Genomic DNA, 17900 nt, shown 5'->3' with positions numbered 1-17900 from the left:
GGCTGCGATGCAGGCTGCAGGAGCGCCGCTCAGGTGAGCGGCGAATCCCCAAGACCACAAGATCGCCAGCTACTGCCTGTTTTTCGCATGTCAAAGGCTGTCGGGCTTCTTCTTGCTCCGTCGACAACGCTCCGAGCAGTAGCGCACATCTTCCCAGCAGCGAGCCCATTTCTTGCGCCAGGTAAACAGCAGCCCGCAGGTGGCGCAGGTTTTGGCTGGCAGCTCACTTTTTTTCACAACGATTCACCGTTGTCCAAGGCAGTGAGCAACAACTGGCCGCGATCCCACAGTGCCTGTTGTTTGGACTCAGGCATGCGGTCGAGGTTTTTGTAGATCATGCCCATGCGTTGATTGCCGCGCAGGCGGTCGCCGTGACGCATCAAAAAGTGCCAATACAGCGCGTTGAATGGGCAGGCGTCGTCTGTGGTGCTTTCACTCACTTTGTAGGCGCAGCCACGGCAATAGTCAGACATGCGCTTGATGTATTGGCCGCTCGCGCAATAGGGTTTGGAACCCAGGTAGCCGCCATCAGCGTGCATGACCATACCCAGCGTGTTGGGCAGTTCGACCCAGTCGAAGGCGTCCATATAGATCGCCAGATACCACTCGCAGATTGCGCTCGGGGCAATCCCGGCGAGCAGGGCGAAATTGCCGGTCACCATCAGCCGTTGGATGTGGTGAGCGTAGGCGTGCTCAAGGCTTTGGTTGATGGCTTGGCGCATGCAGTTCATTTGCGTGTTGCCTGTCCAGTAGAACTCTGGCAGCGGCCTCGTATTACCGAAAGCATTGCCGTGTGCATAGTCAGGCATCTTCAGCCAGTAGACGCCCCGCACATACTCACGCCAGCCGATCAATTGCCGAATAAAACCTTCGGCGGCGTTGAGCGCAATATTGCCGGCCCAGTACGCCGACTCCACATCGCTGCACAACTGGCGAAGATCCAGCAAACCAATATTCAGCGCCGCGCTGATACGGGCATGGAACAGAAAAGGCTCATCGCTGGCCATGGCGTCTTGATAGTCGCCAAAAGCTGCCAAACCCCAGTCGAGAAAGTAGTCCCAAAGCGCCTGAGCTTCTGCGTGAGTCACCGGATAATCGAACGTGTCGAGGGCACCATAGTGATCCGAGAAGTGTTTTGCGACCAGCGCCAGCACCTCCTGGGTGATTGCATCCGGGGTGAAACGGGCGGGCGAAGGAGGCCTGACGCCCTTGGGCAATGCCTTGCGGTTTTCTGCATCAAAGTTCCAGGCGCCCCCAACCGGGCTGCCGTCACCATTGAGCAACAACCGGCTCTTGCGGCGCATCTCGCGGTAAAAGAACTCCATGCGCAGCTGCTTTTTACCCTGAGCCCAGCGAGAGAACTCGGCACGAGAGCACAAAAATCGATCATCGCAATGCCACTGAACAGCCAAGCCGCAATCCTTGATGGATTGCTCCAGACGCCAGTCGCCGCATTCTGTCAGGTGGATTTCATACGGTTGAAGCTGTGCTTGCCAGCGATGCAACTCGCTGGGCACTGAACCGGTATTGTCCGGATCATCCAGCTTCACGTAATGCACCTTGATGTCCCTCTGCCGCAAGGCTTCAGCAAAGTGACGCATCGCGCTGAAAATCAGGGTGATTTTTTGTGGGTGGTGGGGAACATGGCTGGCTTCCTCCATCACCTCGACCAGCAGCACTGTATCGCGCTCTTTATCCAGCCCCTGCAGTGAGGCCAGGTCGAAAGATAATTGGTCGCCCAGGACCAGGCACAACCGGCCAGGCTTGGCGTTACGGTCCGATGGCGGTGTGGCTCTCATCTGCAGAATGCACTCAAGGATAGCGAGTGCGAATTCTTGTACAAAACAAATAGTTTGTACAAGTTTAATGTGAAGGCATGTCTCGCTTAACCGATCGTGGCGTAACGGCGTTGCCTTTAAGATCAAAAGATCGCGAGGCGAGCTCGCTCCTACGGATTGTATTGATCGTCGTAGCAGTTGCCGAGCTTGGCGCGGCTACGTCCAGGAAGAGTGAATGGGATATCGTGTCGATCCGCTCAACATGCCAAGGAAGCCAATGCTCAGTTCACTCATATCAAACGGTCAGCCTCAATCGTCTGCCCCATCAGATCTGATGGTCCCTTGGTGGAGCTTTACTAAAACAGTCCTGGCTGCGACGGCTCTGACGTTAGTACGTGACAGGCTGGTCAGCCTGGATGAGCCAATACTTGATCAGCCGTTCACATTACGCCAGCTACTGCGGCATGAGGCGGGCCTGGCTGATTATGGTGAACTTGTTGACTATCACACAGCCGTTGGCAACGGCGAACCAGCCTGGTCTGCTGATGAAATGATGCAACGCCTCGGCGGTACCCGACTTCGATACAATCCCGGAACCGGTTGGCGGTATTCGAACGTGGGCTACTGGCATATCGGCAGGCTAATTGAGCGCCTGACGGGTCTGGCGCTTGATGACGCGGTGATGCAGCGGGCGCTTGCTCCTCTGGGTCTGTCAAACGTTCGCTTTGCCAAGTCACGATCAGACTTGTCAGCCTCCATTCCTGGAAGCGCCTCAACGTATGATCCCGCCTGGGTGTATCACGGTCTGTTGATCGGCCCTGTCTCGCAAGCGGCGCTATTTCTCGATCGGCTCTTGTGCACAGACCTCCTCCCCACAGCCTTGCTTCAGGGCATGCAGACAGCACGAGTAGTGGGCGGCCCGATTCCCGGACGACCCTGGATCACACCGGGCTATGGGCTGGGGGTGATGCAGGGAGCAATTGCGGGTGGTTATACCCTGACAGGGCACACAGGCTGCGGGCCAGGCAGTGTCATCGCCGTTTACCGTATAAGCGACGGCGACACAACGGTGTGTTGCGCTGCTTTTGAGCAAGGCGCCAGTCAGGGCGTTGTCGAAGCCGTCGTTGTTGAGCAGATGATGCAAGTTTTGCGGCCGGGGAGTTGAAGGCTTTCACGTGTTTCAGGCGTCGATTTCACGATTCCTTCAATTAAACAATTGGATACTAGCCAATTGCCTTCTCTCTTGTCAGAATCCGCACCTTTTTCAGCGTCTTCAAGGATCGATCTCGATGAATTGGCCGGTAATCATGCACGTCTGCGAGGCGGCTTACCCGCTTGGGGTGGTGCAGCGGGCGGCTTATAGTCTGGCGGATACATTGGCTATTGAAGTCTCTGTTGAGCCCGGTCAGGTCAAGCTGTCGATTTTCCCGTCTCAAGATCAGCTCACCTTGCCCAGCGCACGCGTACGGCCGCTGGTGTTGCAGCATTTGAATGATTTTGCCCTGCGTAACCATATCAACCGCGAAACTGCCGGGTTGCGAGAGGTGCTGGCGCGTGCGGCATTGACTGGGTGCGGGCTGCCTCAATGACGCTGATCGCTTCTGATACCAGCAGTTATCGTCTGCTGCCATTTCGCTTTATGCGTATGCAGGCCGAAAGTGACCGGGATGTGTTGATCACCTCTGAAACGGGTGAGTACCTTTGGGTCTCTGACCCACAGCTCCAGGACCTCGGCTTTAAGCGTTTGCAACCGGGCTCTGCGTTTTACAGGGATCTGCTTGCCCGGCATTTCATTTATGAGCCCGGCAGGCATGATCCCTTGCCACAGATGGCCGCGCAGTACCGCAGTCGCAAGGATTTTCTCTTTCAGGGCCCGGCGCTGCATCTGTTTGTGGTGACTTTGCGCTGCAATCACACGTGCCAGTACTGTCAGGTTTCTCGCGCCCCTCTGGGCGGTTCAGGGCACGACTTGTCTGAAGCAGATGCACGGGCTGCTGTTGAGCGCATGTTTGAATCGAACTCTCGCGTACTCACCGTTGAGTTTCAGGGTGGGGAACCGCTGCTGGCCTTCGAGCGTGTCCGGCAAATTGTTGAGTGGGTGGTTGAACGAAACGTGCTTGAGCAGCGAGATATTCAGTTCGTGATTACGACGACGCTTTATCACTTGACTGACGATATTCTCGATTTCGCCAAGCTCCATCGAATCCAGTTTTCAACGTCGCTCGATGGGCCAGCGTCTTTACATAACGCTAATCGCCCGACGCCGACCCGAAACTCGTTCGAGCGAACGCTTGAAGGTATCCGCCGTGTTCGTGAGCACTTGGGGCACGACGCTGTGTCGGCACTGACCACCTTGACGGCCAGAAGCCTCGAGCAACCACGGGCCATCATTGATGAGTACGTTAAGCAGGGCTTCTCCAGCATCTCATTGCGACCCTTGAGCCCTTATGGTTTTGCTTCAAGAAGCGCGCAGCGGCTGGATTACCCGATAGAGCGCTATGTGGCGTTTTACAAGGAGGCTCTGGCTTATCTGCTGGAGCTTAATCAGCAGGGCGTTTACCTGTCAGAAAGCTATGCGAGTTTGTTGCTGAGGAATATCTTGACGCCATTCTCATCGGGCTATGTGGATTTGCGTTCCCCCACGGGCGCGGGAACTGCGGCGCTGGTGTACAACTACGACGGCTATGTATACCCCTCTGACGAAGCACGAATGCTGTTGGAAATGGGCGAGGAGGGGTTGCGCCTGGGCAGCGTGCATCAACCGTTGTCTGAGCTGCTGCGTTCTCCGGTTATGGAGGCTCTGTTAAGCAGTGGCGTCGCTGAAACCCTTCCGGGCTGTTCAGACTGCGCGCTTGTTGCGTTTTGCGGTGCAGATCCCGTGGAACACTTTGCACGTCAGGGCGATCCCGTCGGGCATCGCAGCTTTAGCAGTTTCTGCAAGAAAAATATGGGGCTGCTAAAGCATCTTTTTGAGTTGCTGCGAGATGCCGATGATGACGTTCAGCGTGTCCTGCTTTCCTGGCTTAACCGACGCAGCTATGCCGATGTCGGTTTGGCTGGCTATCGGGGTTGATGATGCTGCGTAAAGACACTCATGTTGAGATTCAGCATTTAACCGAACCCAGATTGCTTAAGGTCATCTCTCTCGAAGAACTCATTGAGCAGGGCACCGCTGTGTGTGCGGGAGATGTGGGCTTTGATGATCTTTTGTTGTGGTCACCTGCGGTCGAGTTGCAACGCAATCCGCAACTGCTATCGCTGCCAGTTGCAGGTTTTCTCATTCCTGAACAATGGGACGGTCACGCAGGCGTCGACAGGTTGTTGATTCACTCGCCCAAGGACCCGGATGTTGTTCGCCCAGGTGATGTGATTGCACTGACGCCCGGTAATTCGCTGGTGCGCGTCCTGTATCGGCGCGGTTCTGACAGCAATTTGTTGTTCATGACAGACCGGTGCAACAGTCTGTGCCTGATGTGTTCTCAGCCACCCAAAGACATTGATGATCGATGGCATATTGAGGAAAACCTTCGCCTCATTGATTTGATGGATCCAGGCGAAGAGAACCTCGGTATCAGTGGCGGGGAGCCGACGCTTTATCGTGACGGTTTGCTGGAAATCCTGGCTAAGTGCAAAGCCGTGCTGGCGCTTAAATCCATTCATGTGTTGAGCAATGGCCGACTGTTCAAAGACCCGGACTGGATCGAATCACTCACATCCATTGATCACCCCCAGCTCAGTTGGGGCATACCGCTGTATGCCGATAACGCCAGTGACCACGACCACGTTGTGCAGGCGCCCGGTGCATTCAGTGAAACCCTGCAAGGGTTGTACAACCTTGCGCGTGCCAACCAGATTGTCGAGATCCGCGTGGTGCTGAGCCAATTGACGACGCCAAGATTGCCAGAGCTCGCGCACTACATCTTCCGTAATTTACCGTTTGTTCGGCATGTTGCATTGATGGGGATCGAAAGCACCGGGCTCGCCAGAAAGCATTATGAGGCGCTCTGGATAGACCCGATGGACTATCAGGATTCGCTCACTCAGGCAGTCTATTTTCTGCATAACCGTGGCTTGCCTGTCTCCCTATATAACCTGCCGTTATGCCTGGTGCCTGAACATCTGTGGCGTTTCACCCGGCAGAGCATTTCCGACTGGAAGAATCTGTTTATCGATGCCTGCCAACAATGCGTTGCGAATAAACAGTGTTCCGGTTTCTTTAAATCTCACTCCGCGCGCTGGCAAAGCCGTGGTGTGCAACCACTTTCTAACGAGGCATTCAGTGCCTATGCAAGGAGCGCACAGTGAAACTGCTTGATCGCTGGAAAATTTTGCTTGGGGGGATCACTTTACTTCCCGTCGCGGGTACTGCCTTTGCACAGGCGAACTCGCTACCACTCGCTGATGCGAGCTGGGAGCCAAGGGGCAACGGCCAGTCACCTGTTTTCGCGGACACGCTCAATGCCCCGGATGCAATCAACATGTATGCCGCGCATCGCTCACACAGTTCTCACCGTTCGCACAGCTCCCACAGTTCTCATTACAGCGGTTCAGGCGGCTATAGCGCGCCTCGCTATTACAGCCCGCCGCCTGTCAGTACTCGTAGTTATACAGCGCCAAGCTCAACACACAGCAGTTCCAGTGGTTCTGCTGGATCTTCGACGTCTAATTCGCTTTATGGACCTTCAGGCCCGGCCAACAACGCGAGCACGACCCGAACTCGCCCTAGCGAAGCGCAGAAAAACAATTTGGTCATGCGTGTGCAAACGGCGCTGATGGTGCGCAAGTACTACTTCGGCAAAATTGACGGAGTGATGGGCAAAGGGACGCGTGGCGCGTTGATGTCGTTTCAGATGGACAATGCACTGACGGTCAATGGCGCAATGGACACTCAGACCTTGAATGCCTTGGGTATTCGTATTCCATAACCCTGGACCCACGCCCCAGACACGCCGCTGTAGCATTCCCTTGCCGACTATGGTGTGCTGTGCCCACTGAGCCCGGCCATGATTAGTCGGGCTCATGCCTTCTCAGCACTCTACCGATGAGGTCCGTCTCTTGAGCAATACACCGTACGTTCCGCCTAAAGTCTGGACAAACAACGCTCCGTCTGGCGGCCATTTTGCGAGTATCAATCGCCCGGTTGCAGGCCCCACACATGACAAGGAATTGCCGGTTGGCAAGCATCCTTTGCAGTTGTATTCGCTGGCCACGCCCAATGGGGTGAAGGTGACGATTCTGCTGGAGGAGTTGCTGGCAGCGGGGTACTCCGGGGCTGAGTACGATGCCTGGTTGATCCGTATCGGCGAGGGTGATCAGTTTTCCAGCGGGTTTGTTGAGGTCAATCCGAATTCCAAGATTCCAGCCCTGCTGGACCGTAGCGTAGAGCCTGCCATTCGGGTGTTTGAGTCGGGTTCGATCCTGCTGTATCTCGCGCAGAAGTTCGACGCGTTTATCCCGACTGATCTGGTCGGGCGTACCGAAACCCTCAACTGGCTGTTTTGGCAGATGGGTGCTGCGCCTTATCTGGGCGGCGGGTTTGGGCATTTCTATGCGTATGCGCCAGAAAAGCTCGAGTACCCGATCAATCGCTTCACCATGGAGGTCAAGCGGCAACTGGATGTGCTGGACCGTCGTCTGGCTGAAAGCCCTTACCTGGCGGGCGACACTTATACCATCGCCGATATCGCGGTCTGGTCCTGGTACGGTCAACTGGTGCGCAACACGGTGTATTCGGCGGCAGAGTTCCTTTCGGCCCACGAATACACCCATGTTCAGCGTTGGGCTGAAGAAATTGCCAAGCGCCCGGCGGTAGTTCGCGGGCTGCGGGTTAACCGGACGTGGGGCGATGAGGCGAGCCAGGTGCCTGAGCGGCATGAGGCGTCTGACCTGGATTAACCGTCAGGCCAGCAGTTCGGTGATCCAGCGTATCTGTTGGGCGATGTCTTGCAATTTGTGCTCGGGTACGGCGTGCCGTGCACGGGCGAATTGCTCCAAGGTTTTTTGCCGCTCGCCCAGGATACGCTGCCATTTGGCCAGGAATATCGGGCTTCGGGCCTGTAAGTGCAAGGGCCCGAAATACAGTGCTTCGGCGCTATAGGTCACGGGCCCGCTGCGTTCAGCGACGATGATTTCGTAGTAGAAGCGGTTTTCTTGCAGCACCTCTTCAGCGACGATGCGGTAGTGGTTGTCCATCAGCCATTGGCGCAGTGGTTGTTCGCCGCCATTGGGTTGCAGGATCAGGCGTTCCTCACCGCGCAGGTGCGCCTTGCCACTGTCGAGAATGTCGCGGATGGTCTCACCACCCATGCCGCACAGGCTGACGGCGGTGATGCCGTCGGACGGTTCAATGGCTGCCAGGCCGTTGGCCAGGCGCACGGTAATCTGCTGTTCAAGCTGGTGCTCGCGCACGGTACGCTGTGCGGCATGGAAGGGCGTTAAGGCCACTTCACCTGCGACTGCCGCGCAGAGGGTGCCACGGAGTACGAGCGCTACCGGTAGGTAACCGTGATCCGAGCCAATATCTGCCAGTCGCGCCCCGGCGGGCACGAGCGCCGCCACCCGTTCCAGGCGCATGGACAATGTGTGTTCGTTCAACTGCAGTTCCTTGTCAGCCCGAATGCGCGGCACTCACGTTAGTCCATCAAATGCTCGTTCTGGGCAAAAGGGCGATTTTGGCATATCGGGTCTGCGGTGTGGTGCTGACGACTAAATGGAGCGTTGATTAACCCGTTGAGTCAGTGCTTCAGCTGATTCCTTGCGCTCCGAGTAGCGGTCAACCAGGTCAGGGCGTTCTCTGAGCAGCAGCGTGAACCTGACCAGTTCTTCCATCACGTCCACCACCCGGTCATACAGGGCAGAGGGTTGCATACGGTTGTGTTGATCAAATTCAAGGTAGGCCTTTGGGACTGACGACTGGTTAGGGATAGTGAACATCCGCATCCAGCGCCCCAGCACTCGCAGTTGGTTAACCACGTTGAATGATTGCGAGCCGCCACAGATCTGCATCACCGCCAAGGTTTTACCCTGAGTGGGGCGCACGGCCCCCAAGGCCAGAGGCACCCAGTCAATTTGCGCCTTGAACACCGCAGACATGGCGCCATGGCGTTCCGGGGAGCACCAGACCTGGCCTTCAGACCACTGCATCAGTTCTAGCAGTTCCTGCACTTTTGGGTGATCGACGGGTGCATCGTCCGGCAAAGGCAAGCCGCTGGGGTTGAAAATCCGGGTTTCGGCGCCGAAATGCTCCAGCAATCTGGCTGCCTCTTCAACCAATAAACGGCTGAACGAGCGTTCGCGGGTCGAGCCGTATAACAGCAGGATCCGGGGTTTATGAACGTCGGCATCGACCAGCGTGCCGGTGGCTAATGAGGTGTCGAGATTAGGCAGTTGATCGGTCATGGGAACTCCGGTTAGAGGGTGCTGATGTGGTCCAGGTGCTGCTTCAGGCTTGCACTGTCGAGCTGGGCAAGAGGCAGGGCCAGCAGGGCGCGGCAACGTTTTTCAATAAGCGCCAGGGTCGCGTGGAAAGCCGCCGAGATTGTTGCTTCATCGCCAACCACTTCTGATGGATCCTCAAGCCCCCAATGGGCTTTGATCGCCGGACCAAAGTACACAGGGCAGGTTTCGCCCGCTGCTTTGTCGCAGACGGTAATCATGATGTCGGGCGGGTTGCTTTCGAAGGCGTCATTGCCCTTGCTGCTCAAGCCCGCGATGCTGATACCGGCTTGTTGCAGTGTGCTCAAACTGCGCGGCAGAACCTGGCCCTTGGGAAAACTCCCGGCACTGAAGGCTTGAACGCCTTCAGGGGCGAGGTGGTTAAACATGGCCTCGGACAAAATGCTCCGACAGCTGTTGGCCGTGCACATAAACAGGATCCGCATAAGGTTGCTCACTGGTGGGGCAGAGGGTTAAAGGCTCAGGCGCAAGGCCAGGGCAGACAAGGTGATGAACAGAATCGGCAGGGTCAGAATCACGCCTGTCTTGAAGTAGTAACCCCAGGTGATGCGCATGCCTTTGCGCTGCAATACGTGCAGCCACAACAGGGTCGCCAGACTGCCGATGGGAGTTATTTTCGGGCCCAGATCAGCGCCGATGACGTTGGCATAGATCATGGCTTCACGCATGACACCGCTGGCCTCACTGGCGTGGATCGACAGGGCGCCAATCAATACGGCAGGCAAGTTGTTCATGGCCGATGACAGAAACGCTGAGAGAAACCCCGTGCCCAGCGTGACCAGCCACAGATTGGAGTCAAGCAGATTATTAAGGGCCAGGGTCAGATAGTGTGTCAGGCCAGCATTTTTCAACCCGTAGACCACCAGGTACATACCCAGCGAGAAAAGAACGATCTGCCAAGGGGCTTCGCGAACCACGCGGCGGGTCGAAATGATGCGCCCACGGGCAGCGACCGCCAGCAAAATAACGGCGCACACCGCAGCAATGGCACTGATGGGAATGCCCATGGGTTCCAGTACAAACAGGCCCGCCAGCAACAGAATCAGCACGCCCCAGCCTGCGCGAAAGGTCATGACGTCGCGCACGGCCTGTCGAGGTTCTTGCAAGTCGTCTTGTGAATAGCTGTGCGGGATGTCGCGGCGGTAAAACCCGTACAACACCGCGAGGGTGGCGGCGACTGCCACCATGTTCACCGGCACCATGATCGAGGCGTACGCGCTATAACTCAGCCCGAAGTAGTCCGCCGAAACGATGTTGACCAGGTTTGAGACCACCAGAGGCAAGCTGGCGGTATCGGCAATAAACCCGGCGGCCATGACAAACGCCAGGGTTGAGGCGGGCGAAAAGCGTAAGGCGAGCAGTATCGACATCACGATGGGTGTGAGAATAAGGGCCGCGCCGTCATTGGCAAACAGGGCCGACACGGCGGCACCCAGCAGCACGGTAAAAGCAAAAAGGCGCCGCCCCTTGCCATTGGCCAGGCGCGCTACATGCAGGGCCGCCCACTGAAAAAAACCAGCTTCATCCAGTAGCAGGCTGATGATAATGACCGCGATAAAGGTGGCCGTGGCGTTCCAGATAATGCCCCAGACCAGAGGGATATCATCCAGCTTCACAACCCCTGTAATCAGGGCCAGCGCAGCGCCCAATGTGGCACTCCAGCCGATGCCCAGACCTCTGGGTTGCCAGATGACCAAGACCAGCGTGAACAAAAAAATGGCGGAGGCGGTGAGCATAAGCGTCTCGTCCTTTGATCAGCAGCACGCTGTTGTGTTGAGAGGGCGGCCATCCATGGTGCTGAGGCGGCGAGTGTTTGACGCAAGCCACTCGGAGTTGGCATTCAGGGTGGTTTCCAGTACTTCACGCACCCAGGCGGGTAGTTCCGGGTTCAAGCGGTAATACACCCATTGACCCTGGCGACGATCAAGCAGCAACCCGCAACTGCGCAATTGTGCGAGGTGCCGGGATATTTTCGGCTGGCTTTCGTCCAGAGCACAGACCAGCTCGCACACGCATAGCTCACCTTCACGGGTGATCAGCAAGGTGGCTCTGGCCCGGGTTTCGTCGGCCAGGCATTTGAAAATGGCGGCTGGATTGAGCATGGGTTTGCCTCTGTGCATATGTTTATCCGAATATACGTTTATCCATATGTTTCAAACAAGCCTGAATTTAATAGACACCTGTAGTCGCTGTCGAGGTACGAGGCTGCGATGGGTTGCGCAGCGACCCCGGCTGGCGGTCCTGCGGCCCGCATCGCAGCCTCGTACCTCGTCAGCGACTACAAGAAAGCGGGGGTGAGGTCTCAAGCCTGTACCGCTTCACCCACATAGTTCGCGCGGGGCCGGATCAGTTGACCTGTGGCTTTTTGTTCCAGCGCATGCGCCACCCAGCCGACGGAGCGCGCCAGGGCAAAGAGGATGACGGGCGCATCAGAGGGCAAGGCATAGGTGTCGGCCAATGCCGATAACACAAAGTCGATATTGGGTTTTTCTCCAGAGATGTCTTCACCGGCTTCGCTGATGGCCTGATACACCGGTGTCAACGTGAACTGCTGCATCAGGGCTGCTGCACGCGCATCGCCATGGGGGTACAACGGGTGCCCAAAGGCGGGCAGTGTGTCACCGCGCTGTAAATGATCGCGCACGCTTTCAACCACGCCGTGTTGTTCAGCGCGGGTCTTTAATGCGCGCACGCCTTTGACGGCAGAGCCATGCAGCGGCCCGGTCAGTGCGCTTAAGCCCGCCAACAGGCTGGCGGGTATGGATGCACCGGTCGATATCGCAACGCGCACTGCAAATGCCGAAGCGTTGAGTTCATGGTCGGCAAGCAGTACCAAGGTGCGGCGCAGGATGTCTTCTGCGTCAGGCACTTCCCAAGCCAGAGCCAGGCGACGATGCAGCGGCAAATCTGCTGTGGCTGAGTCTTCCAGCATGGCAGCGGTGAAGATGTTGATCAGGCCCATGGCTTCCTCCACCAGCACGGGTGCAGCACGTCCGCGCGAGGGCAGTGCGCTATCGATGCGGGGAACCAGCACTTGCATGGCGCGGGCCAAAGGGGAGTTCAGACGCGGGTAAGCGTCGGCTTGGTGTGCCGATGCCGTGAAGCGCACCGTTGGCACTTGCCACAACAGGCACGCGATGTGTTCCAGCGACTGCGTGTGTGACAGGGCGACCGCCTCTTGGCCGCGATACCACAAGCGGTTGTTGTCCACGGTTGAAATCGACGATGACAACACCGGCTCGCCCCAGGCAATCGCCTGCGCGGCCACCGCCGCCACACTGCGCCGTCCGGTCTGCCGGCAAGCCATGCGTTTGACGTCTTCGGCCTGGTACAGGCTGCGCCGCGAATCCGTTGGATCAGGCTTGGCGCGGATCCGCCCACGACTGACATTGGCGTACAGCGTTTGTGGCTGCACCTGCAATAAAACCAGCGCTTGCTGTGCGGTCAACCATGACATTGAGCACCTCATATTGATCATTTGCATCAAGATTGACGTCAATCTTAGCGCGCCTATAGTCGCTTGCATCAATGTCACGTGAGACCACAGTCCATGACCAAGCCCACTCTGTTGCATGCTGTATGGACCGCATTGGGCGGCGATCTCGATGATTGCAGCCGTGTCGCGCTAACCACCGCAGGCGCCTTGCCGTCGGCTTACCCGGTGACCGAACTGGCCAGTGCATCCATGGCCGCCGTGGCCTTGTCTATTGCCAGGCTGCGTACGTTGGGCAGTGGCAAGCCACTTGAACCGGTGCAGGTCGACCGGCGGCTGGCCTCGATCTGGTTTGGGACATCACTGCGCCCGTTGGGTTGGCAAATCCCGGCCATGTGGGACCCCGTTGCAGGTGACTACAAGGCCAAGGATGGCTGGATTCGTTTGCATACCAATGCCCCGCATCACCGTTTGGCTGCAGAGCGGGTGTTGGGTGCGCAAGTCGATAAAGCCTCCATGGCCAAGGCCGTAGCGCAATGGACCACGCAAGCGCTTGAAGCAGCAATCGTGCAGGCCGGAGGCTGCGCGGCGCACATGAACACGTCCGGGCAATGGGCAGTGCATCCGCAAGGTCATGCGGTCGCGCAAGAGCCGTTGGTTCACCTGCAGCGCCGAGCCGCGCCAAGTACTCCGGTGCAACCCATTGATCCTTCACGCCCGCTTGCGGGTATCAAAGTGCTGGATTTGACCCGGGTCCTGGCAGGGCCTATCGCCACACGGTGCCTGGCGGCTTATGGCGCACAGGTGTTGCGTATCGACTCACCGGACTGGAATGAGCCCGGCATCGTGCCGGAGGTGACGCCGGGCAAACGCCTGGTACGGCTCGACTTGCGTGATCCGGATGCTTTGGCAACCGTGAAAACGTTGCTGGCGTCGGCCGATGTGATCGTTCACGGTTACCGCGCCGATGCCCTGGAAAACCTCGGGCTGGGCAGCGCGGTCAGGCAGCAGATCAACCCGCGGCTGATCGACATCAGCCTCAATGCCTATGGCTGGACCGGGCCGTGGCGCAATCGGCGCGGTTTTGACAGCCTGGTACAGATGAGCAGCGGCATCGCCGATACCGGGATGCAACACGCGCTAGCCGATAAACCGGTGCCATTACCTGTTCAGGCACTGGATCACGCGACGGGCTACCTGATGGCTGCTGCCGCCATTATCGGGATTACCGAGCGGCTGCAATCGGGCACGGTACTGCAAGCCCGGTTGTCCTTGGCGCGGACCGCGCAATTGCTGCAAGAGCACCGTTCACACACCTCTGAGCCAGCCTTCGTAGAGGAAACCGAAGCCGATAAAGACTCAGCCATCGAGCACACCGCCTGGGGCGATGCGCAACGCATCCAATGGCCTGTCCAGATCGCAGGCTGCCCGGCCTGGTGGGCATTACCGGCCCATGAACTCGGCTCTGACACTGCGCAGTGGTAGCCAAATAACACTATGATGAACGTCTTTTCACGACAGGCGGGAGGTTCTCATGAGTGCTAACGGTAACGATCGGCAGATCGACAATATCGAATTCAATGTGGGCGATATCAGCCGCAGCAAAGCTTTCTATGGCAGTGCGTTTGGCTGGACATTCGTCGATTACGGCCCTGCGTACACAGAGTTCACTGATGGCCGCTTGACGGGTGGTTTCACCACGGGTGAACCGGTGCGGCCTGGTGGGCCATTAGTGATTGTGTACGCTGACGATCTTGAGGCCACTCAGGCACGCATCAAAAGCCTGGGCGCCGTGATCAGCCGTGAGACCTTTTCTTTCCCTGGTGGGCGCCGCTTTCATTTTGTCGATCCTGACGGTTATGAACTGGCGGTTTGGACACGCCAGGAGTAAATTTCACTCTCGCGGTCTACTCGGCTAACTGGACAGTACGTGTTCGGGTGAGCGGCCTGCTTCTTTTAACTGATATGATTCAAGCGCTTACAAACCGAGTGACCCAAGATGAATCGTCGTAAAAAGATCCAGCAGCTTTTAAAGGCGCATGCCAAGAAGGCCAGTGCCAAATTGGCACCGAAGAAAAAGTCCACTTACGTTAGCAAGGCTGATCGATTGAAGTTGGCGACTGAATCGGCAGAGTCCTCAACCGTTGTATCTGAAAGCTGATTGATAGCGCTCAGTGACAATCCTTCCGCTGTAGATGGGCGGTTGGATGGCACAGCCTTTGCTTTTTGATTGCATGGCCCGGCGCTCAATGCCGGGTCTTGCGACAAATACCTGCATACCAAGGTTCTGAATGAGCGTGGTTAAGGTCGAATGAAGGCAATAGTGTCATCTAAGTGCTCTAAATTGAGGCAGTAAGCGCAAGTTTTGGGGGTGTTTATACCCGGCGTGGCGGTTCAAACGGTACAAAAATGAAGATCAGTTCCCTTAAGGAATTCAGGGTATGACGGTGATCAAGCATTGTGCAGTGGGTTTTTTGTCAGTTTTAGTATTGGCCGGGTGTGAGGCTGATAAAGATAAAGTTGCACGGGAAAAAGTTGAGGCGATTAAACAAGTGATTGCCACACGCTCGCTGGAATACGCTGATATTTCGAGTTCACAGCCTCTACGCTCAGATAACGTCAATCGTTGCATCGTGCAGATGTCCGAAAACAAAGCCAAGCTGGATGCCATACAAGTGGATTATGCCGAGACACAAACGGTGCAGTCCTCCGATACCCATACGTTGTACAGCCTGATTAATTACCAGCTCACGGCCTGTAAGGATGCCCGGCAGGCGCAAGGCTATTGATTTTGTCTCGTGGATTTCAAACCTGCTACGCTGGTGCGCATTGGACATTGCGCAACGGGATTGATAAGGGAGTGGTATGGAGTATTACCTATGGGTACTGGCGAAATTCGTGGCGGGGTTCGCGATTATTGCAACTCACATGTATATGTCAGGCCGAACCCAACTGTCGCAAATGACAGCGATTGACCTGATTGGCAACTTTATTCTGGGCGGCATTATTGGGGGTGTTATTTATAGCGATACCATTCCCTTTAAACAATATTTGCTGGTGCTGTTATTAGGTGTGTTGTTGATCTACATACTGAATACCGCCACTAAACATATCCAGGTGCTGCGTGGTTTTGCGATCGGTAGCCCTATACCGATCATCAAGAACGGAAAGTTCATTGTTGAGAATCTGGTCGATAATAAACACAAGATAGACATCTTGCGGCTAGCCTCGCAGTTACATGCTCAGGGAGCGTGTGCTTTCCAGCAGGTCTACTACGCGCAAATTGAGCCGGGTGGCGAGCTGACGGTCATTTGTGATGAACGCGACATGCCGTCGGTGATTGTCATGTTTAACGGCGAGGCGCGACTCGATCAACTGACCTCCATCGGCCATGATCCGCAATGGCTGGACAACAAAATCAAAGAACTGGGTCTTGAAACCGAAGAAGTCTTTCTCGCTGAGTTTTGGCGCGGGGAATTATGCATCACCGCTCGCGATGGCAGCGTGATAAGCCCCGCCCCCCAGCCTGCTTGTAGTCGCTGACGAGGCACGAGGCTGCGATGCGAGCCGAAGGATCGCCTTATAGCCCGAGCTTGCTGTCACCCTGTCTGCCCCAAACCTGCGCACAGATTAAGCAACTGCTCCTGCAACACTTTGCCTGCGTAGCTCAGTCCGCCCTGCGCATAGAGCGCCAAATACACGCCCTGGATATCCGGCAGGCCGCTGCTGGCGTCGAGCACTTGATGCCCTGCGGTGATGACCCGCCGTGGTAGCAAACTGACGCCCAAACCAGCGGCCACTGCTGAGCAAACACTGGCCAGGCTGGCGCTCGAATAGCTGATGCGCCAGTGCCAGCCGCCCATTTCCAGGTGGTTGAGCATTTCATTGCGGTACAAGCCGCCTGCGGGGAAGGTCACCAGCGGCAACGGATCACGCCCCAGCGCTGGCAGGGAGCGGCTGTCGACCCAGCACAAAGGTTCTGGCCAACTCGCCAGGCAATCATCGTTCTGGCCCATCTGCTTGACCAGCAACACCTCAAACTCACCCCGGCGAAACAGCCGCTGCAAGTCGGGGCCCAAGCCGCTGGTGACTTCCAGACGCACACCCGGATGCTCCAGACCGAAGCTCGACAGCAACGGCATCAAACGGTCTGCGGCGAAATCTTCCGGCACCCCAAAACGCAATACGCCTTCGCTTTGTTGGTTGAACATGGCCTCACGGGCTTCTTCATGGAGCGTAAGAATGCGCCGCGCATAGGCCAGCAAGCGCTCGCCCTCAGCCGTGGCAATAACGTGGCGTTGATCACGATCGAGCAGTGTGCAGCCAAGGTTATCTTCAAGGCGACGAATCTGCTGGCTGACCGTGGACTGAGTCAAATGCAGCCGCTGCGCTGCCCGTGTGAAATTGGCGCACTCCACCACGGCAACAAAACTGCGCAACAACACGGGATCGAACATACACGTCACCATTCGAATTGCCACTGAAAGGCATGGTTATATTTAATTTCAGAATACCTGTCTGGCTGACCATACTCGTTCTTCATTGAATCTGCAGAGAGAAAATGACCATGAGTCGCCTGACGTTTAAATCCGGCCTTCTAGCGGCCGGGCTATTAATGATGGGAGGAGTGATGGCTAACGAGAAAAGTCTGTTGGATGCGGTGCGTAGTGGCGAAGTGACCCACGTGCAGCAATTGATCACCAGCGGTGCGGACCTGAAGGCACAGGCGCCGGACGGCAGTAGCGCGCTGCTGCTCGCGACCCAGCGCAACAACATTGAGATCGCCCGCGCCTTGATAACGGCGGGCGCCGACGTCAATCAGAAAAACCTGATGCACGACAGCGCCTATTTGCTGGCGGGTGCCAGTGGTTACAACGACATCCTCAAGTTGACGCTGGCCCATGGCGCGGACCTGAAAAGCACTAACCGTTATGGCGGCACCGCATTGATTCCCGCGTGTGAGCGCGGCCATGTTGAAACCGTGCGTTTGTTGATTGCCGCCGGGGTCGACGTTAACCATGTCAATCGACTGGGCTGGACCTGTTTGATGGAAGCCATCGTGCTGTCCGATGGTGGCCCGGCGCATCAGCAGATTGTTGCCCAACTGATCCAGGCGGGCGCAGACCTCAACCTGCCGGACAACCAGGGTCACAGCCCGTTGTATCAGGCAGAGCAGCGCGGTCAGAGCGCAACGGCCAAGTTGCTGCGTGACGCTGGCGCCCAGTGAATGACCT

21 protein-coding genes are annotated in these 17900 nt (G+C 56.8%); 12 read left to right on the top strand and 9 right to left on the bottom strand.

Translation table 11 applies throughout. The features are described 5' to 3' along the window. Positions 1–90: 90 nt before the first annotated feature. On the bottom strand, positions 91–237 hold the full coding sequence (locus GHO25_RS01970; protein ID WP_082158165.1) for a DUF2256 domain-containing protein: 147 nt from the start codon (positions 235–237) through the stop codon (positions 91–93). Next, positions 234–1799, bottom strand: coding sequence for a cryptochrome/photolyase family protein (locus GHO25_RS01965; protein WP_153389732.1), 1566 nt, complete (start codon positions 1797–1799; stop codon positions 234–236). The genes GHO25_RS01970 and GHO25_RS01965 overlap by 4 nt, the downstream gene beginning before the upstream one ends. A gap of 256 nt (positions 1800–2055) precedes the next feature. Here GHO25_RS01965 and GHO25_RS01960 point away from each other — a divergent pair, with 256 nt between their 5' ends. The 6 genes from GHO25_RS01960 to yghU all read left to right on the top strand — a co-directional run bounded on the left by GHO25_RS01960 (position 2056) and on the right by yghU (position 7673). After that, positions 2056–2943 carry a serine hydrolase gene (locus GHO25_RS01960; protein WP_153389756.1) on the top strand — a complete coding sequence of 296 codons (888 nt, stop codon included), beginning with the start codon at positions 2056–2058 and terminating at the stop codon, positions 2941–2943. A 124-nt stretch (positions 2944–3067) separates the two neighbouring features. Continuing rightward, positions 3068–3367 carry a His-Xaa-Ser system protein HxsD gene (gene hxsD, locus GHO25_RS01955; protein ID WP_153330234.1) on the top strand — a complete coding sequence of 100 codons (300 nt, stop codon included), beginning with the start codon at positions 3068–3070 and terminating at the stop codon, positions 3365–3367. Then, complete coding sequence (hxsB, locus tag GHO25_RS01950) at positions 3364–4851, top strand: His-Xaa-Ser system radical SAM maturase HxsB (RefSeq protein WP_153389731.1); 1488 nt, start codon at positions 3364–3366, stop codon at positions 4849–4851. The genes hxsD and hxsB overlap by 4 nt, the downstream gene beginning before the upstream one ends. Beyond that, positions 4848–6083, top strand: coding sequence for a His-Xaa-Ser system radical SAM maturase HxsC (hxsC, locus tag GHO25_RS01945; protein WP_153389730.1), 1236 nt, complete (start codon positions 4848–4850; stop codon positions 6081–6083). Before hxsB ends, hxsC begins: the two co-directional genes overlap by 4 nt. Continuing rightward, positions 6080–6703: a His-Xaa-Ser repeat protein HxsA gene (gene hxsA / locus GHO25_RS01940; RefSeq protein ID WP_178109943.1), complete on the top strand. Its 624-nt coding sequence runs from the start codon at positions 6080–6082 to the stop codon at positions 6701–6703. Before hxsC ends, hxsA begins: the two co-directional genes overlap by 4 nt. 130 nt (positions 6704–6833) lie before the next feature. After that, positions 6834–7673, top strand: a complete 840-nt coding sequence (gene yghU / locus GHO25_RS01935; RefSeq protein WP_178109946.1) for a glutathione-dependent disulfide-bond oxidoreductase — start codon at positions 6834–6836, stop codon at positions 7671–7673. Positions 7674–7676: 3 nt separating this feature from the next. Here yghU and GHO25_RS01930 read toward each other — a convergent pair whose 3' ends face one another. The 6 genes from GHO25_RS01930 to GHO25_RS01905 form a co-directional block, all read right to left on the bottom strand. Continuing rightward, positions 7677–8372 (bottom strand): tRNA (adenine(22)-N(1))-methyltransferase TrmK, encoded by a 696-nt coding sequence (locus GHO25_RS01930; RefSeq protein WP_153389754.1) that lies wholly within the window; start codon positions 8370–8372, stop codon positions 7677–7679. Between the two features lie 111 nt (positions 8373–8483). Then, positions 8484–9176, bottom strand: a complete 693-nt coding sequence (gene arsH, locus GHO25_RS01925) for an arsenical resistance protein ArsH (protein WP_153389728.1) — start codon at positions 9174–9176, stop codon at positions 8484–8486. Positions 9177–9187: 11 nt separating this feature from the next. Next, entirely contained in the window at positions 9188–9658 is a 471-nt protein-coding gene (locus GHO25_RS01920) for an arsenate reductase ArsC (RefSeq protein ID WP_153389727.1), read from the bottom strand. 27 nt (positions 9659–9685) lie between these two features. Then, entirely contained in the window at positions 9686–10969 is a 1284-nt protein-coding gene (locus GHO25_RS01915; protein WP_153389726.1) for an arsenic transporter, read from the bottom strand. An 18-nt stretch (positions 10970–10987) separates the two neighbouring features. Continuing rightward, positions 10988–11335, bottom strand: a complete 348-nt coding sequence (locus GHO25_RS01910) for a metalloregulator ArsR/SmtB family transcription factor (protein ID WP_048373430.1) — start codon at positions 11333–11335, stop codon at positions 10988–10990. A gap of 200 nt (positions 11336–11535) precedes the next feature. Next, positions 11536–12690, bottom strand: coding sequence for a citrate synthase (locus GHO25_RS01905; protein ID WP_153389725.1), 1155 nt, complete (start codon positions 12688–12690; stop codon positions 11536–11538). A gap of 93 nt (positions 12691–12783) precedes the next feature. On the opposite strand from GHO25_RS01905, the gene GHO25_RS01900 reads away from it, so the two are divergent. The 5 genes from GHO25_RS01900 to GHO25_RS01880 all read left to right on the top strand — a co-directional run bounded on the left by GHO25_RS01900 (position 12784) and on the right by GHO25_RS01880 (position 16209). Beyond that, positions 12784–14151 carry a CoA transferase gene (locus GHO25_RS01900; protein WP_153389724.1) on the top strand — a complete coding sequence of 456 codons (1368 nt, stop codon included), beginning with the start codon at positions 12784–12786 and terminating at the stop codon, positions 14149–14151. Positions 14152–14200: 49 nt separating this feature from the next. Continuing rightward, positions 14201–14557 carry a VOC family protein gene (locus tag GHO25_RS01895; RefSeq protein WP_153389723.1) on the top strand — a complete coding sequence of 119 codons (357 nt, stop codon included), beginning with the start codon at positions 14201–14203 and terminating at the stop codon, positions 14555–14557. Between the two features lie 108 nt (positions 14558–14665). Beyond that, the gene (locus GHO25_RS01890; protein WP_153389722.1) at positions 14666–14827 is read left to right on the top strand and encodes a DUF2986 domain-containing protein; all 162 of its coding nucleotides are present in this window, start codon (positions 14666–14668) and stop codon (positions 14825–14827) included. A 280-nt stretch (positions 14828–15107) separates the two neighbouring features. Continuing rightward, positions 15108–15455, top strand: coding sequence for a hypothetical protein (locus tag GHO25_RS01885; RefSeq protein WP_153389721.1), 348 nt, complete (start codon positions 15108–15110; stop codon positions 15453–15455). A 76-nt stretch (positions 15456–15531) separates the two neighbouring features. Beyond that, positions 15532–16209 carry a DUF421 domain-containing protein gene (locus GHO25_RS01880; protein WP_153389720.1) on the top strand — a complete coding sequence of 226 codons (678 nt, stop codon included), beginning with the start codon at positions 15532–15534 and terminating at the stop codon, positions 16207–16209. 56 nt (positions 16210–16265) lie between these two features. Here the strand turns inward: GHO25_RS01880 and GHO25_RS01875 are convergent, their stop codons facing one another. Further along, positions 16266–17123, bottom strand: a complete 858-nt coding sequence (locus GHO25_RS01875; RefSeq protein WP_153389719.1) for a LysR family transcriptional regulator — start codon at positions 17121–17123, stop codon at positions 16266–16268. Between the two features lie 110 nt (positions 17124–17233). On the opposite strand from GHO25_RS01875, the gene GHO25_RS01870 reads away from it, so the two are divergent. Then, complete coding sequence (locus tag GHO25_RS01870; protein ID WP_088500418.1) at positions 17234–17893, top strand: ankyrin repeat domain-containing protein; 660 nt, start codon at positions 17234–17236, stop codon at positions 17891–17893. Positions 17894–17900 lie beyond the last annotated feature (7 nt).

It is taken from the genome of Pseudomonas sp. FSL R10-1350 (assembly GCF_009600525.1).
In the GTDB taxonomy this organism is placed as follows: domain Bacteria; phylum Pseudomonadota; class Gammaproteobacteria; order Pseudomonadales; family Pseudomonadaceae; genus Aquipseudomonas; species Aquipseudomonas helleri.
Note: the sequence above shows the minus strand (reverse complement) of the source record. Positions and strands in the feature narration are given on the sequence as shown.

Coding starts and splice junctions, on each gene's coding strand:
- hxsB (WP_153389731.1), top strand. CDS start 3,364: ATGACGCTGATCGCTTCTGATACCAGCAGTTATCGTCTGCTGCCATTT.
- GHO25_RS01920 (WP_153389727.1), bottom strand. CDS start 9,658: ATGCGGATCCTGTTTATGTGCACGGCCAACAGCTGTCGGAGCATTTTG.
- GHO25_RS01885 (WP_153389721.1), top strand. CDS start 15,108: ATGACGGTGATCAAGCATTGTGCAGTGGGTTTTTTGTCAGTTTTAGTA.
- GHO25_RS01915 (WP_153389726.1), bottom strand. CDS start 10,969: ATGCTCACCGCCTCCGCCATTTTTTTGTTCACGCTGGTCTTGGTCATC.
- GHO25_RS01890 (WP_153389722.1), top strand. CDS start 14,666: ATGAATCGTCGTAAAAAGATCCAGCAGCTTTTAAAGGCGCATGCCAAG.
- hxsD (WP_153330234.1), top strand. CDS start 3,068: ATGAATTGGCCGGTAATCATGCACGTCTGCGAGGCGGCTTACCCGCTT.
- GHO25_RS01895 (WP_153389723.1), top strand. CDS start 14,201: ATGAGTGCTAACGGTAACGATCGGCAGATCGACAATATCGAATTCAAT.
- arsH (WP_153389728.1), bottom strand. CDS start 9,176: ATGACCGATCAACTGCCTAATCTCGACACCTCATTAGCCACCGGCACG.
- GHO25_RS01900 (WP_153389724.1), top strand. CDS start 12,784: ATGACCAAGCCCACTCTGTTGCATGCTGTATGGACCGCATTGGGCGGC.
- GHO25_RS01960 (WP_153389756.1), top strand. CDS start 2,056: ATGCTCAGTTCACTCATATCAAACGGTCAGCCTCAATCGTCTGCCCCA.
- GHO25_RS01910 (WP_048373430.1), bottom strand. CDS start 11,335: ATGCTCAATCCAGCCGCCATTTTCAAATGCCTGGCCGACGAAACCCGG.
- GHO25_RS01870 (WP_088500418.1), top strand. CDS start 17,234: ATGAGTCGCCTGACGTTTAAATCCGGCCTTCTAGCGGCCGGGCTATTA.
- GHO25_RS01880 (WP_153389720.1), top strand. CDS start 15,532: ATGGAGTATTACCTATGGGTACTGGCGAAATTCGTGGCGGGGTTCGCG.
- GHO25_RS01965 (WP_153389732.1), bottom strand. CDS start 1,799: ATGAGAGCCACACCGCCATCGGACCGTAACGCCAAGCCTGGCCGGTTG.
- GHO25_RS01905 (WP_153389725.1), bottom strand. CDS start 12,690: ATGTCATGGTTGACCGCACAGCAAGCGCTGGTTTTATTGCAGGTGCAG.
- GHO25_RS01875 (WP_153389719.1), bottom strand. CDS start 17,123: ATGTTCGATCCCGTGTTGTTGCGCAGTTTTGTTGCCGTGGTGGAGTGC.